Annotated in this window: 10 protein-coding genes; 9 read left to right on the top strand and 1 reads right to left on the bottom strand. The window is 75.1% G+C overall.

The genetic code is table 11. The annotated features are described in order from the left end of the window. Positions 1 to 166 precede the first annotated feature (166 nt). From ACI2LW_RS23250 to ACI2LW_RS23240, 3 genes are read left to right on the top strand one after another with little or no spacing between them, the layout of a single operon-like run. A complete protein-coding gene (locus ACI2LW_RS23250) occupies positions 167 to 2,425 on the top strand; it encodes a tetratricopeptide repeat protein (RefSeq protein ID WP_404733129.1) in 2,259 nt (752 codons plus the stop codon). Next, positions 2,422 to 4,083, top strand: a complete 1,662-nt coding sequence (locus ACI2LW_RS23245; RefSeq protein ID WP_404733128.1) for a sulfite exporter TauE/SafE family protein — start codon at positions 2,422 to 2,424, stop codon at positions 4,081 to 4,083. The genes ACI2LW_RS23250 and ACI2LW_RS23245 overlap by 4 nt, the downstream gene beginning before the upstream one ends. A 58-nt stretch (positions 4,084 to 4,141) precedes the next feature. Then, positions 4,142 to 5,803: a serine/threonine-protein kinase gene (locus ACI2LW_RS23240; RefSeq protein WP_404733181.1), complete on the top strand. Its 1,662-nt coding sequence runs from the start codon at positions 4,142 to 4,144 to the stop codon at positions 5,801 to 5,803. Positions 5,804 to 5,807: 4 nt separating this feature from the next. Here the strand turns inward: ACI2LW_RS23240 and ACI2LW_RS23235 are convergent, their stop codons facing one another. Beyond that, the gene (locus ACI2LW_RS23235) at positions 5,808 to 6,614 is read right to left on the bottom strand and encodes an SGNH/GDSL hydrolase family protein (RefSeq protein ID WP_404733127.1); all 807 of its coding nucleotides are present in this window, start codon (positions 6,612 to 6,614) and stop codon (positions 5,808 to 5,810) included. A gap of 284 nt (positions 6,615 to 6,898) precedes the next feature. Here ACI2LW_RS23235 and ACI2LW_RS23230 point away from each other — a divergent pair, with 284 nt between their 5' ends. The 6 genes from ACI2LW_RS23230 (at position 6,899) to ACI2LW_RS23205 (ending at position 15,301) form a co-directional block, all read left to right on the top strand. Further along, the gene (locus ACI2LW_RS23230; protein WP_404733126.1) at positions 6,899 to 7,324 is read left to right on the top strand and encodes a hypothetical protein; all 426 of its coding nucleotides are present in this window, start codon (positions 6,899 to 6,901) and stop codon (positions 7,322 to 7,324) included. 1 nt (position 7,325) lies between these two features. Beyond that, positions 7,326 to 8,420, top strand: a complete 1,095-nt coding sequence (locus ACI2LW_RS23225) for a GNAT family N-acetyltransferase (protein WP_404733125.1) — start codon at positions 7,326 to 7,328, stop codon at positions 8,418 to 8,420. A 390-nt stretch (positions 8,421 to 8,810) separates the two neighbouring features. Continuing rightward, positions 8,811 to 9,632, top strand: a complete 822-nt coding sequence (locus tag ACI2LW_RS23220) for a glycosyltransferase family 2 protein (protein ID WP_404733124.1) — start codon at positions 8,811 to 8,813, stop codon at positions 9,630 to 9,632. Then, complete coding sequence (locus ACI2LW_RS23215) at positions 9,629 to 10,660, top strand: glycosyltransferase family 2 protein (RefSeq protein ID WP_404733123.1); 1,032 nt, start codon at positions 9,629 to 9,631, stop codon at positions 10,658 to 10,660. Before ACI2LW_RS23220 ends, ACI2LW_RS23215 begins: the two co-directional genes overlap by 4 nt. Next, positions 10,657 to 11,460 carry a polysaccharide deacetylase family protein gene (locus ACI2LW_RS23210; RefSeq protein ID WP_404733122.1) on the top strand — a complete coding sequence of 268 codons (804 nt, stop codon included), beginning with the start codon at positions 10,657 to 10,659 and terminating at the stop codon, positions 11,458 to 11,460. Before ACI2LW_RS23215 ends, ACI2LW_RS23210 begins: the two co-directional genes overlap by 4 nt. Beyond that, on the top strand, positions 11,453 to 15,301 hold the full coding sequence (locus ACI2LW_RS23205) for a lipopolysaccharide biosynthesis protein (RefSeq protein WP_404733121.1): 3,849 nt from the start codon (positions 11,453 to 11,455) through the stop codon (positions 15,299 to 15,301). Before ACI2LW_RS23210 ends, ACI2LW_RS23205 begins: the two co-directional genes overlap by 8 nt. The last annotated feature ends 12 nt before the right edge of the window (positions 15,302 to 15,313 follow it).

Genomic DNA, 15,313 nt, shown 5'->3' with positions numbered 1-15,313 from the left:
AGCCTGCTCATGGTTCGGGCCCGGGGGGGGGGGGGGGGGGGTAGGCGGCGCCGCAACTGACCACCCCCCCCCTGCGGGCCGGGCCCCGGCACCACCCCCCCCCCCGGGCGCGCGGGCCCCGCCACCCCCACGCGTTCGGAACCACCCAGGCGACCGAGGAGAGGGCATGGCCCGCCGGAACGACGAGACCACACCGGCCCGGGGACACCGTGCGGGTCCCCCCGCCCCTGGCGAAGAAGCCGGGCAGTCCGCGCCGCGCGAGCGGCCGCGGGCCGCGGCGCCGGAGAGCGACGCGGCCCCCGCCGCCCCGGCGCCCGCCCTCCCCGCGGCGCCGGCCGCCACCCGGCGGGACGCCACGGACCCTGACCGTGCCGGAGGAGCGGGCGCCCTGACCGCCCGCTCCTCCGGCACGAACGAACGGGACGCCGCGGCCGGTTCGGCCGGTGCGGCGCCCGTCTCCGTGAGCGGTGCGCGGGAGCCGGCCGGCCGGGCCGGCGCCGGCGCCCGCGTGCGGCCGGCCCCCGTCCCGCGCGCCGCACGCGCCGGGACCGGGGAGGATCCGGTACCCCCCTCCCCCACCGGGACCGGGGAGGACCCCGCACACCCCGCCCCCACCGGGACCACCACCCCCACCGTCACCAACTCCCGCCGCGGCACGGCACCTTCCGGCATCGATTCCCCCCAGGACACCGTCACGCCCACGGGCACCCCAGAGGCCACCGGCACCCCCCGGGCCGACGGCACCCCTCAGGCCGCCGGAGCCGCCGGCCCCGACGAGGGCGCCACCCCCGCCGCGTCGTCGCCGGCCACCGCCGAGCCGGCCGGCGTCTCGGGTGAGCCGACCGGACCGACCCGGCCGACCGGGCCGGCCCGACCGGCGGAACGGGCCGAGCCGACCGAGCCGATGGCCGCCCAGGCCGGCCCGGGAGCCGCCCCCGCCCCCGCTCCCGCCCCTGACAGGGACACGGGCGCGGGCGCGGACGACCGGCCCGACACCGGCGCGGACGACCGGCCCGACACGGGCGCGGGCGCGGAGGACGCCGTCGTGGACGCGCGGGTCGCCGCCGTGCGGCGGGTGGGGCTCGCCGGACAGCGGTGGCGGGCGGCACGGCTCGCCGGGCCGGCGCTGCTGCTGGCCGTGGCGCTGACCGGCGGCGCCGTCGCCCTGGGGGCGGCACGGGACGGCGGCGCGGGACCGCAGACCGTCGCGGCCGCCGCCGTGCCGCCGGAACTGCTGGCCGGCGGGAGCCTCGACGCGAGCATCACCTCCCTCCAGGCCCATCTGCGCTCCCAGCCCAGGGACCACGGCGGCTGGGCCACGCTCGGACTCGCCTACGTCGAACAGGCGCGGACCAAGGGCGACCCCTCCCGCTATCCGCAGGCGGAGAAGGCCTTCGCACGGTCGCTGCGGCTCGCGCCCGGCAACGACCAGGCCCTCGCCGGGCGCGCCGCCCTCGCCGCCGCCCGGCACGAGTTCACCGACGCCCTCGCCTTCGCCGACCGGGCCCTGAAGCACAACCCCTACAACGAGCGCGCGCTGTCCTCCCGTATCGACGCCCTGGTCGAACTCGGCCGTTACGACGAGGCCGCGCGCGCGGCCGACACCGCCGACGCCCGCCGCCCCGGCGTGCCGGTCTTCACCCGCTACGCCTACGTCCACGAGCTGCGCGGGGACGTCGCGACCGCCCGCCGCGTCCTGGAACAGGCGCTGTCCACCGCCACCTCGCGCGGCGACATCGCCTACGTCGCCACCCAGCTCGGACAGCTCGCCTGGAACCAGGGCGACTACCGGACCGCCCTGCGCCACTACGCGCGGGCGCTGGCCGCCGACGACGCCTGCCTCCCGGCCCTGGAGGGCCGCGCCCGCGCGCAGGCGGCGCTCGGCGACACCGGACAGGCCGTCAAGGGCATGGAACTCGTCGTCCGGCGCTACCCGCTGCCCGGCCCGCTCGTGGTGCTGGGCGAGCTGTACGAGGCACGCGGCGCCGACGGCGACCGGGCCAGGGCCCGCGACCAGTACGCCCTCGTCGACGCCTGGACCGCGCTCGCCCGCGCCAACGGCGTCAACGCCGACCTCGACACCGCGCTCGCCGCCGCCGACCACGGCGACCGGGCCCAGGCGCTGCGCGCCGCCCGCGCGGAGTGGGACCGCCGGCACACCGTGCACACCGCGGACGCGCTCGCCTGGGCGCTGCACGTCAACGGCCGTGACCGGGAAGCCCTGCCGTACGCCCGGCAGGCCACGGCCACCGGCTACCGCAATGCCGCCTTCCTCTACCACCGCGGCATGATCGAGCGGGCCACCGGCCACCCCGCCGACGCCCGCACCCACCTCGCCGCCGCCCTGCGGCTGAACCCCGGCTTCTCCCCGCTGGGCGCCCGCGAGGCCCGTACGGCACTGAAGGCCCTGGAGGCCGCCCGGTGAACGCGCCCCGCCCGGTCTCCCTCGCCGCGGCCCTGCTCACGGCCGTGTGCGCGCTCGTCCTCCTCCCCTCCGGCACCGCGAGCGCCCATCCCCTCGGCAACTTCACCGTCAACCGCTACGACGGCCTGGTCGCCGCCCCCGGCACGCTCCGCGACGACCACGTCGAGGACCTGGCCGAGATCCCGGCGACCCAGGCGCGGCCCGACATCAGGCGGCTCGGCATGACCGAGTGGGCCCGGCAGCGGTGCGAGCGGGCCGCCCGCGACAGCAGGGTCACCGTCGCCGGGCGCGCCGTCGCCCTGACCGTCGCCGGCAGCCGCGCGCGGGTGCGCCCGGGCCAGGCCGGGCTCGACACGCTGCGCGTGGAGTGCCGGCTGACCGCCGCGCTGCCCGGGCCTTCCTCCGCGAGCTCCCTCGCCATCGGCTTCCACAGCGCGGGCGTGTCCTCCGGGCCCGGCTGGCGGGAGATCACGGCGCGCGGCGACCGTATGACGCTCACCGGCTCGGACGTGCCGAAAAGCTCCGTCTCCCACGAACTCACCGCCTACCCCGAGGAGTTGCTGTCCTCCCCGGCCGACACCTCCACCGCGTCCCTGCGGGTGCGGCCGGGCGGCCCCGCCCTCTCCGGCGACGGCCACGACAGGGCGCCCGCCGCCTCCGTACTGCCCCGGGGCGCCGACCGGTGGACGCGCGCCCTGGACAACCTGGTCGCCCGGCACCGCCTCACGGTGGGCTTCGCCGCGCTCGCCCTGCTCATCGCGGTCGGCCTGGGCGCGATGCACGCCCTCGCCCCCGGACACGGCAAGACCATCATGGCCGCGACGGCCGCGGCGCGCGGCGGCCGGGCCCGGATGCGGGACGTCCTGCCCCTGGCCGCCTCGGTGACGGTCACGCACACGCTCGGCGTGGTCGCCCTCGGCCTCCTGGTCGCCGCGGGCTCCGCGGCCGCGCCGTCCGTGATCGCCTGGCTGGGCATCGCCAGCGGCGTCCTGGTGACCCTGGCGGGCGCCAACCTCGTACGCCGCGCCTGGCGCAACCGCGTCCACCCGCATCCCCACCCCCACGAGCACGAGCACGACCACGGGCACGGGCACGAACCCGGTCACGGGCGTTCCCACGGCTCCGGGCACGAGCACGGCCACACCCCTGCCCACGAACACGAGCACAAGCACGAACGCGAACAAGAGCACGGCCACAGCCCCGACCACGCACACGAGCACGCCCACACCCCCGACCAGGCTCACGAGCACGCCCACACCCACGACGGCCACACCCACACCCACGGCGGCCACACCCACACGCATCCCACCGCGCCGACCCTGCGCGGCACGCTGCTGCTGGGGTTCGCCGGGGGGCTGGTGCCCAGTCCGTCGGCCGTGGTGGTGCTGGTGGGCGCCGCCGCGCTGGGGCAGGCCTGGTTCGGGCTGCTGCTCGTCGTGGCGTACGGCGTGGGGCTGGCCCTGACGCTGACCGCCGCCGGGTTCGCCGTGGTCCGGCTGGGCAGCGGCATGAGCCGGGTCCTCGACCGGCGGCCCCGCTGGACGGCGGGCCCCGCGGCCGCCCTGGTGCGCAGGGCCGCACCGCTCGGATCCGCGTGCGTCGTGCTGGCCCTGGGCGCCGGACTGGTGCTCAAGGGGGCGGCAACCGCGCTGGGCTGAGCTACTTTTGGGGAGCAATCACGCGAAGTCACGCGCGGTGGACACCGCCATGACGCGAATGGGGGGCGCCGTGTCCGAGGAACGGGGCCAGGAGCGTGTGATCGCCGGCCGCTACCGTCTGCTGTCCCGGCTCGGCGAGGGCGGCATGGGAGCGGTGTGGCGCGCCCGCGACGAGGTGCTGCACCGCGAGGTCGCCGTCAAGGAGGTGCGCGCCCCGGCGGGCCTGCCGGCCTCCGACGTGGAGCGGATGTACACCCGTCTGGAGCGCGAGGCGTGGGCGGCGGCCCGGGTCTCGGGCCGCAACGTGGTGACGGTGTACGACGTGGCCACGGACGACGGCCGCCCCTGGATCGTGATGGAGCTGGTGCGCGGTCTGTCCCTGGCCGACCTGCTGGAGGCGGAGGGACCGCTCACCCCGCAGCGGGCCGCGGCGATCGGCGCCGAGGTGCTGTCCGCGCTGCGCGCCGCGCACGCGGCGGGCGTGCTGCACCGCGACGTCAAGCCGGCCAACGTGCTGCTGTCGAACGACGGGCGCGTGGTGCTCAGCGACTTCGGGATCGCCACGGTCGAGGGCAGCCCTGCGCTCACCATGACCGGCGAGGTCGTCGGCTCGCCCGAGTTCCTGGCGCCCGAGCGGGCCCTGGGGCGCACGCCGGGCCCGGAGTCGGACCTGTGGTCGCTGGGCGTGCTGCTGTACGCGGCGGTCGAGGGACAGTCCCCGTTCCGGCAGGACACCCCGCTGAGCACGCTGCGCGCGGTGGTGGACGAGGAGCTGCCGCCGGCGCGACGGGCCGGTCCGCTCGCCCCGGTGCTCGAGGGGCTGCTGCGCAAGGACCCGGCCGTACGGCTGCCGGCCGACCGGGCCGAGCGGGACCTCAGGCTGGTCGCCGCCGGGGGGACGCCCCGCGCGGACACCCCGTCGCCCTCGGGCCGCACCCCCACCGTCGCCGTGCACCGGGACGGCCCGGCGCCCGGGCAGCACTCCGGCCGGCCGTCGCCGACCGCGCCGGTCGTGCCGGCGCCGTTCCCGGCGGACGGCGCCGGGTCCGGAGCGGCCGCGACGGCCGCGGACGGCGGCCACCGGGGGCGGGACCGCCGCGCGGCGGTGGTCCTCGTCGCGGGCGTGGCCGCGCTGGCGCTCGCGGTGGCCGGACTGACGTACGCGCTGCTGCACAAGGACGGTGGCGGCCCGGGCGGCGGCCGGGCCGCGGGTACGAGCGGCGGCGCGGCCGGGGTGACGCCCTCCCCGTCGGCGAGCGGCGGCCGCACGGAGTCCGCCGGCGCTCCGGCTCCCTCGCCGGGCACCCGCACCTCGAGTGCCGCCGTGCCGCAGTCGGTGACGGTGACGCTGACCGGCGCCCGTACGGCGTACACGGGGAGCTGCCCGCCGCCGCACGCGCAGGGTCCCGCCTTCACGGCGACGTTCACGGTGGGCAGGCTGCCGGCGGAGGTCTCCTACCGGTGGGTGCTCAGGGACGGGAGCATGCCGGACGCGCGGTGGCGGACGCTGTCGTTCCCGGCGGGCGGCGCCCGGACGAAGCAGGACACGGTGTCGGTGACCACGTACGCGGACGGCGGCACGTACCGCGACGCGGTGAGTGTCCAGGTGCGGGGGCCGGTGCGCACGGCGTCGGACGCGGTGCCGTTCTCGGTGACCTGTGTGACGGAGACCCCGTCGGGCGGGGCCTCCGCGTCTTCCTCGGTCTCGCCCTCCGGCTGAGGGCTCAGGCCGCGCCGTTGAGGACCGGCAGATAGCCGCCGGACTGGCCGGCCGCGGTGGGGTGGTACGACTCGCCGATGTTGAGCCAGTTGACGCTGTGCAGCCACGAGCTGCCGGAGCAGATCTCGTGACCGGTGAAGGTGGTGCGGACGTCGCCGTAGACGAAGCCGTGGTTGGCGGCGGCCTTGGCGATGGCGGCGTCGATGTGGTCCGCCGCGCCGTTGATCGCCGACCGCTTGGTCTCGGAGAGGCCGAGGCAGGTCTGGCCCAGCTTGTAGAAACGCGGGTAGCCGATCACGACCACGCGGGCGGAGGGCGCCTTGCCGCGGATCACCGAGTAGAGGTTGTCGAGCTTGCCGGGCAGGGTCGAGTCGACGTACGCCTTCGCGGTGTTGATGCGGGACAGGCAGGTGCTGTCGGACTGGAGCACACAGGTCGTCATCACGTCGGCGAAACCGGCGTCGTTGCCGCCGATGGTGATCGAGACCAGGGACGTACCGGAGTTGAGCGGGCCGAGCTGGTTCGCCAGCACGTCGTCCGTCCGGGCGCCCGAGCAGGCGGTGAAGGCGAACGACGAGGGTGAGTGGGCGGCGTTCCACAGGTACGGGTACGCCTTCGTGCTGCGGTCGCAGCTGCCGCTGGAGCTGATGTAGCTGCCGGCGCCGACCCCGGAGGAGTAGGAGTCGCCGAGGGCCACATAGCCGCCGGCGGCGGCCGGTTGGGACGCGTGTGCCGTCGCTGCCCCGGTCAGGGCGAAAGCGGCGGCGAGGAGGAGGGAGCCGATATAAGCGGCAATTCGGGAACGTCTCATGGAACCTCCCTTTAGCAGGATCTCTGCCATAACCGTCGTAGCAGCTACGCGTGTTGACCGGAAGTGTCCATGCCAAAAAATGTTGCGAGGCTCAACCGAGTCCGACCGGACGGTAGGGAGCGGGGAGTTGGGAGTTGGCTCGCCGACGACCCGTCAGCCGGTGCGCGTCCCCGGACGGGGAGCGGCGGGGAACCCGTGCGCGGGGCCTTGGCGTCTTGACGGCCCCCCGGCGGCTGCGCGACATTGAAGCCCGGCATCCGGCGCTTCGGGGGGCAAAGTCGCCAATGCAGACCTTACGCATCAAGACAGCTTCAACGGACGGCGCACAGCGGGCGCGACCGGGGCCGGGGAGGGACCTGTCGCCGCTGCTCGCGGGCGCCGCGACCGCCGTCGCGGCGGCCGGCGCGGCGCTGGCGCTGGCCGGCTCGGGCTCGCCGCTGCGCGGTCCCCTCACGCTGTTCTTCCTGCTCGCGGCGCCGGCCGCCGCCATCGGGGCGGCGCTGCGCGGGCTGGATCCCTTCGGCCGCGTGCTCGTCTCGCTGGCGGGCGCGGTCGCCTTCGACATGCTGGTGGCCCAGGGGATGCTGGCCGTGCACCGGTGGTCGGTGAGCGGCGGCACGGCCGCCGTCACCGTGTTCAGCTCCCTGACTCTCCTGATGGTCACGGTACGGCGCTCGCGCGGCCGTACGGCGAGAAGACAGGGCTTGTGACGTGGACATCAGCGTGTACCGCCCCGGCGAGCTGAGCGCCGCCGACCGGGCGGCGTGGACGGCCATGCAGTCGAAGGCCCATCTGCACGGCGCGGAGGGGCTGGGGAACCCTTTCCTCTCCCCCGAGTTCGCGCTCGCGGTGGGCCGGTGCAGACGCGGGGTGCGCATCGCGGTGGTGCGCGAGGACGGCGAGCCGGCCGCCTTCTTCCCCTTCCAGAGATCCGCGGCCGGCGTCGGCCGGGCCGTCGGCCTCGGCGTCTCCGACTGCCAGGGCCTGGTGCACCGGCCCGGCTTCACCTGGGACGCCCGGGAGCTGCTGCGGGCCTGCGGGCTGGCCGTGTGGGAGTTCGACCACCTGGTGGCGGGCCAGGAGCCGTTCGAGACGGCGGCCACCGCGAGCTTCCCGTCCCCGGTCATGGACGTCGACCGGGGGTACGACACCTATCTGGGCGAACTGCGGGCCAGATCGCCCAAGTTCACCAGGACCACGCTCGCCAAGGAGCGCCGGCTGGGCCGGGACGCGGGCCCGGTGACCTACGTCCACGACGAGCGGGACCCGGCCGTGCTGCGCACGCTGATGGGCTGGAAGTCCGCACAGTACCGGCGGACGGGACGCAGCGACCGCTTCGCCCACGAGTGGATCACCCGCCTGGTGACCCGGCTGTTCCACACCCGCTCCGCGGACTTCGCCGGGATCCTGTCGGTGCTCTACGCGGACGGCCGTCCCATCGCCGCCCACTTCGGACTGCGCACCGAGCGGGTGCTGGCGTGCTGGTTCCCGGCGTACGACCCGGCGTACGCGAAGTACTCGCCGGGGCTGGTCCTGCATCTGCGCATGGCCGAGGCGGCGGCCGCCGACGGCATCGCCCACCTCGATCTCGGACGGGGCCAGAAGGAGTACAAGGACTCCCTCAAGACACGTGAACTCACCGTGTGGGAGGGAATGGTGACGCGACGTCACCCCGTCGCGCTCGGACACCGGGCGCGGCGCGCGCCGGTCCGGGCGCTGCGCAACGCCGTGCAGACCCGGCCGGAGCTCTTCGAACCGGCCGACAGAATTCTGAAACGGATGGGAAAAATCCGTTCGAGGCGGTGAACTGCGGGCCCATCTGCACGTAACGGCAAAACCAACAAAATCGTGAGGCCTCGTTCCAGGTCTTGCCATACTGGTTCAATCGTCAATACCGTCGTACATCTCACCCGCATCGGTCGTCCGCACGCGGTTCAGGGGGAGGGCTCAGGACCGGGACGCACCGGCGCGGAGCGCGGTAGGGGGGTGCCGTGCCCGGTGGCCGTTCAGGCCGGCCGGGCCGTGCCGCGCGACCGGCTGCCGTGAAAGCGGTGGTCCGGCCAGCTTTGCCAGCTCACCCGGCGTGCACGGAGATCGGCTCCGGCATGTCCCGGGGGAGGAACCCCCCTTTCGAACCGGACACACAGCCGGGCCGCCCAGGGGCGGGCGGTCCACCGGACGAGAGGGACAACACTCATGAGTTCCGTTCTGCGGAAGCCGTCTGCGGACCACGATCCGGCCAGGGCCACCGCATACCGGCCGATCTCCTCTCACCTGGCCATCGCGCCACCGGTGAGCGTGGTGATTCCCGCCATGAACGAGGCGGAGAATCTCCCCTACGTCTTCAAGACACTTCCGGACTGGATTCACGAAGTCGTCCTCGTGGACGGCAATTCCACCGACGACACCGTCGAAGTGGCCCGTGAGCTGTGGCCGAAGGTGCGGGTCGTGCCGCAGCGGGGCAAGGGCAAGGGGGACGCCCTGATCACCGGCTTCGAGGCGTGCACGGGCGACATCATCGTGATGGTCGACGCCGACGGCTCGGCCGACGGCGGCGAGATCGTCAGCTATGTCTCCGCCCTCGTCTCGGGCGCGGACTTCGCCAAGGGCTCACGCTTCGCCAACGGCGGCGGCACCGACGACATGACCTTCGTCCGCAAGCTCGGCAACCGGGTCCTGTGCGCGGTCGTCAACCGCAAGTTCGGCGCCCGCTACACCGACCTGTGCTACGGGTACAACGCGTTCTGGCGGCACTGCCTGGACAAGATCGAGCTGGACTGCACCGGCTTCGAGGTCGAGACGCTGATGAACATCCGGGTGGTCAAGGCCGGGCTGAAGGTGCAGGAGATCCCCAGCCACGAATACCTGCGCATCCACGGCACCAGCAACCTGCGCGCCGTGCGCGACGGGCTGCGGGTGCTCAGGGTCATCCTCAAGGAGCGCTCCAACCGGCGCGAGCTGCGCCGGCAGGAACGCCACTCGCCCCTGCTCGCGGAGGTGCGGGGGCCGGTGTCTTGAGCGATCCCGGCATCTCCGTCGTGATCTGCGTCTACACCGAGGACCGCTGGGAGGACATCCTCGCGGCGGTCTCCTCGGTGCGGGCGCAGTCCCACCCCGCTCTGGAGACGCTCCTGGTCGTGGACCACAACCAGGCGCTCCTGGACAGACTGGCCAAGCAGTACGAGGAGCACGGCAAGCACCAGGACGGGGGGCGCGCGGGCGGCGGACGGGTGCGGGTGCTCGCCAACGCGGGCCCCCGCGGCCTGTCCGCCGGCCGCAACACCGGCATCGCCGCCTCCCGCGGCGAGATCATCGCCTTCCTCGACGACGACGCGGTCGCCGAGCGCGACTGGCTGCGCCGTTTCGCCGAGGGGTACGCCGACCCGCGGGTGATGGCCGTGGGCGGCCGGACCGTGCCCGTCTGGGCGTCGGGCCGCCGGCCGGCCTGGTTCCCGGAGGAGTTCGACTGGGTGGTGGGCTGCACCTACCGCGGCCTGCCCCCGGGCCGGGTCCGGGTGCGCAACGTGCTCGGCGGCAACGCCTCCTTCCGGCGCACGGCGTTCGACGCGGCGGGCGGCTTCGCCACCGGCATCGGACGCGACGGCGACAAACGGCCGCTGGGCTGCGAGGAGACCGAGCTGTGCATCCGGCTCAGCCGGGCCCGGCCGGACGCCGTGCTGCTGATCGACGACCGGGCGGTCATCCACCACCGGGTGCCCAGGGCCCGCGAGCACTTCCGCTACTTCCGCGCCCGGACCTACGCCGAGGGCCTGTCCAAGGCGCTGGTCGCGCGGAGCGTGGGCGCGGACAAGGGCCTGGAGTCAGAGCGCCGTTACACCACCCGCGTGCTGCCCGCCGGAGTGGCGCGCGGGCTGCGGGACGCGCTGCTGGCCCGCCCCGGCGGCGCGGGCCGGGCCGGCGCCATCGTCGCCGGCGTGCTCACCGCCGCCGGCGGCTACGCCGTCGGCAGCGTGCGGGCGCGCAGGGGCGGCACCGCCTTCTCCGTGGTGGAGACCGGCGGCGGCGAGAAGGGAGGAGCCGTATGAACGCACCCGTGCCGGTGCTGATGTACCACGCGGTCGCCCGGGACCCGAACGAGGCCACCCGCGCCCTGTCGGTGACCCCGGAGGCGTTCGCGGAGCAGATGGGGATCCTGGGGGACCTCGGCTTCCACCCCGTCACCACCGCCCGGCTGGCCGCCCACTGGCGTGCGGCGCCCTCACCGGCGCTGCCGGCCAGGCCGGTGCTGATCACCTTCGACGACGGCTACGAGGGCGTGCACCGCCACGCCCTGCCGGTGCTGGCCGGGCACGGCTTCACGGCCACGCTGTTCGTCTCCACGGGCTGGATCAGGGGCGCCCACGACACGGGCGGCGGCCTGGACACCATGCTCGACTGGGACCAGGTGCGCGAACTGGCGGCCGGCGGGGTCGAGATCGGCGGGCACAGCCACACCCACCCCCAGCTCGACCAGCTCGACGACGCGGAGCTGTGGACCGAGCTGACCCGCTGCCGGGAGATCGTCGCCGGGGAACTGGGCACCGCCCCCGCCTCCTTCGCCTACCCCTACGGCTACTCCAGCCGCAGGGTGCGCGCCCGGGTGCGCCAGGCGGGCTTCGCCCAGGCGCTCGCCGTCGGCAACGGCCTGGCCCGCCGCTCGCAGGGCCCCTACGCCCTGCGACGGCTCACGGTGCGCCGCAGCACGAGCCCCGAGGAGTTCGAACGGCTCGTCCAGGGCCGCGCGATCGCCCGGCACTTCGCCGGGGACCGCGCCCTCACCAAGGGCTACGCCCTGGTCCGCAGAGCACGACAGGTCCGCCGGAAGGCCATCCGTACCCGTGTCTGACACGACCACCACCACCGAGGCATCGGCCACCGTCCCCGAGCCGCCCGGCCGGCCCGGGCGCCGTCTGCGGCTGCCCGGCCGGGGCCGCTCCCCCGGCGGCAACCAGCTGTTCCGCAACGCCTACGCGCTGATGCTCAACACCGGGATCTCCGCGGTGCTGGGCCTCGGCTACTGGCTGGTCGCCGCCCGCTACTACTCCGCGGACGCCGTCGGCCAGGGCTCCGCCGCGATCGCCGCCATGAAACTGCTGGCCGGGCTGACCGCGGTGACGCTCACCGGCGCCCTGGCCCGGTTCATCCCGGTCTCCGGCCGCACCACCGGCCGCCTCATCGCCCGTACCTACGGGGGCAGTTCGCTGATCGTGGCCTGCGCGGCCGGCGTCTTCCTGCTCACCCTCGACGTGTGGGGGCCGTCGTACCGGTTCCTGCACGGGCTGCTGCACGGCCTGGGCTTCGTCGCCGTCGTGATGGCGTGGAACCTGCTCACCCTGCAGGACGGGGTGCTCACCGGTCTGCGCAGCGCGCCCTGGGTGCCCGTGGGCAACACCGTGTTCTCGGCGGTGAAGCTGGGGCTGCTGGTCGCGGTGGCCGCGGCCCTGCCGACGACGGGCGTCTTCGCCTCCTGGGGGCTGGCCATCGCCTTCTCCATCGTGCCGCTCGGCTGGCTGGTGTTCCGGCGCCTGGTGCCCCGGCACGTCAAGGCCACCGAGGACCGTGCGAAGCCGCCCACGGCGCGGGAGATCGGGCGGTTCCTGGCCGGCGACTACACCGGCTCGCTGTTCTCCCTGGCGGTCGTCTACCTGGTGCCGGTGATCATCGCCTCGCAGGTCAGCGCGGCCGACAACGCCTACTTCTACATCACCACCACCATCGGCGGCACGGTCAACCTGCTCGCCATCAACATGGGCGCCTCGCTGACCGTGGAGGGCTCGCACGACCCGGCGCGGCTGGCCGCCAACACCCGGGCGGCGATGAAGCGGATGGCCCGCCTCATGGTGCCGATCTGCGGCCTGCTGTTCGTGCTGGCCCCGCAGGTCCTGCACGTCTTCGGCGAGGGCTACGCGCACGCGGCCACCCCGCTGCTGCGCTGGTTCGCGGTGGGCGCGCTGCTGCGGGTCGTGATGGAGACGTACTTCGCCGTGCTGCGCGCCCAGAGCCGCACCGCCGGACTCGCCTGGCTGCAGGGCCTGCTGTGCGTACTGGTGCTGGGCCTGACGCTGCTGCTGCTCCCCCGGATGGGGCTGACCGGCGCGGGCGTCGCGGAGATCTCCAGCCTCGCGGTGATCGTCGCGATCGCCGCGCCCAGGCTGTACCGGACCGCCACCGCCCGGACCGCACCGGCCGCCGCCGTCCCCGAGGACGCGGCGCCCGACGGGGACCTCGCCGACCTGGGGACGGGCCGGGTCCCCGCGGGGACCCGGCCGCACCGGCGGCCCGCCTGGGCGCTGGAGTCCGACACCCTGGCGCTGGGCGTCCACGTCGACTTCGACCACGTGGAGCGCCGGCCCGACGTACGCCCCGGCCCGGGCACCCCGCCCGCGGGCACCGCCGTACCGGACGCCGGTCACCGCCCCGCCCGGGAGGCGGCGCCCCGGCGCCCGGAGGCGCTCGGGCTGCCGGTGGAGGCCCGGGAGCCGGGCGCGGAGACCTCCCTGGAGCCGGCCGGCCCGGGGACGGCCGGCCCGGGGACGGCGGGACCGCCGGACGGGGAGCGAACCGGGGACGTGGTACCGGCGGGCGAGGGTGCCGCGGCGGAGGCGCCGCGGCCCGAGCCGGTGGCGTCCCCGCCCGGTGAGCCGCCGCGGTCCTGGCGACAGCGCCTCGCGCCCACCCGCCCCGGCGTGCTCCTGGCCTGTCTGCTCACCGCCGCGCTGCTGCTGTACTGGGTGCCCGGGCTCCGGCTCGACGACGCGGACCTGGACCGGATGGGCGGCCTAGGGCTGATCTCGGTGCTGCCGCCGCCCACGCTGGTGGGCGCGGCGCTGCTGGCCGTGGTGTTCGCCGCGCTGCTGCGGCTGCGCCGTGAGCACCGCGCCCTGCTCCTGGTCACCCTGCTGGCGACGGTGGTGTCGCTGCACGCGCTGCCCGCGGTCGTCGAGACCGAGCCCCGGTTCGCCACCGCCTGGCAGCACCTCGGCTTCCTCGACTACATCGACCGCACCGGGTCGGCCGTGCCGGACCTGGACGCGCGCTGGAGCTGGCCCGGGTTCTTCGCGGCGGCCGCGTTCGTCGCCCGCGCCTGCGGGGCCGGCGACCTCACCGAGGTCATCCGCTGGTGGCCGCTGACCGTCCAACTGCTGTATCTGGCACCGTTGTTCCTGCTCACCCGCTCGCTGCGGGCGAGCTGGCGGGCGCGCTGGACCGGGGTGTGGATCTTCGTGCTGGGCGGCTGGGTGGGGCAGGACTACTTCTCCCCGCAGGGCTTCACCTACCTGCTCTACCTCGTCTTCGTGGCGATCCTGCTGGTCTGGTTCCGGGCGCCGCGCATGCTGTGGGGCAGGGCGCGGCCGGGTGAGGCGGAGGTCGAACCGGCGAGCCGGCGGCAGCGGGCCGTGCTGCTGATGGTGCTGATCGGCCTGTTCGCCGCCAGTGTGCCGGCCCACCAGCTCACGCCGTTCGTGATGCTCGGCGTGCTGGCCGTGCTGGTCCTCGTCGGCAGGTCCGAACTGCGCGGGCTACCGCTGCTGTTCGCGGTGCTCGCGGCGTTCTGGCTGGGCTTCATGGCGGAGCCGTACTGGTCGGGGCACTTCGACGAGCTGTTCGGCGGGGTCGGCGGGGTCGGCAGCAATGTCTCCACGTCCGTCTCGGGCCGTATCCAGGGCGGCGACCCCACGCACAAGCTGGTGCTCTACACCCGTGTGCTGCTGGCCGGCGGCGTACTGGCCCTGGCCTGCTGGGGCTGGTGGCGGCGGCGCCTGAACGGATACCGCGAGCGGTCGCTCGTGGTGCTGGCCTTCGTGCCGTTCGTGGGCTTCGGCATGCAGTCCTACGGCGGCGAGATGGCGCTCAGGGTGTTCATGTTCGCCCTGCCGGGGGCCGCGCTGCTGGCCGCGCTGGCGCTCTTCCCACGGGCCGGGGCCACCGCGCGGGAGCGCGGGAAGGACCGGGCGGGCCTGGCGGCCGTCGCCGCGCTCCTGACGGGACTGCTGCTGATGGGCGGCTTCCTGGTGGCCCGCTGGGGCAACGAGCCCTTCGAGCGGATCCGGCCCGGCGAGGTCGCGGCCATGGACTACGTGTACGCCCACGACCGGCCGACCGTACGGCTGCTGTGGCTGAGCAACGACCCGGCGGTCAACGTGACTCCGGCCATGCCGTGGGGCGCGCGGGACATGGAGCGCGTCAACTATGTGCCCACCCTGGCGCCGGCCGACCCGGTCCTGGTGTCGGGCCTGGTCAAGGCGCTCAGGGACGCGGGCCCGAACTCGTATCTGATGGTCAACGTCAGCCAGGTCACCTATCTGCGGATGGACGTGGGCTATCCGGCCGGCTGGGAGTCGCGGCTGCTGAGCAGCCTCGACGGGCGGCGGGAGCTGAGGAGGGTCCTGGTCAACGACGACGTCGCCCTGTACGCGCTGCGTGCGCGGCCCGCGGGCGCGGTCCCGGAGCCGGACCCGGGTCCGATCGGCCCCAAGGTGACGTGGACGCCGTGGTCGGTGGTCGGCGGGCTCGCGGCGCTGGCGCTGGTGGTGCTGCTGACCGCCCGGGAGCTCGTCCGGGTGGCGGTGCGGCCGGGCGTGCGCCGGCTGCGGTGGCTGCAGGGCAGCTTCTGGTTCTCGCTGCCGCTGCTGGCGGTGCTGCTGGCCTCGCTGGTGCAGCGGTTCATGACGATGGGGCGGGGCTGAGCGGGAGGCGCC

The organism is Streptomyces sp. NPDC004065, assembly GCF_044903565.1.
Taxonomy (GTDB): domain Bacteria; phylum Actinomycetota; class Actinomycetes; order Streptomycetales; family Streptomycetaceae; genus Streptomyces.
This window is presented reverse-complemented; position numbering and strand designations above follow the sequence as displayed.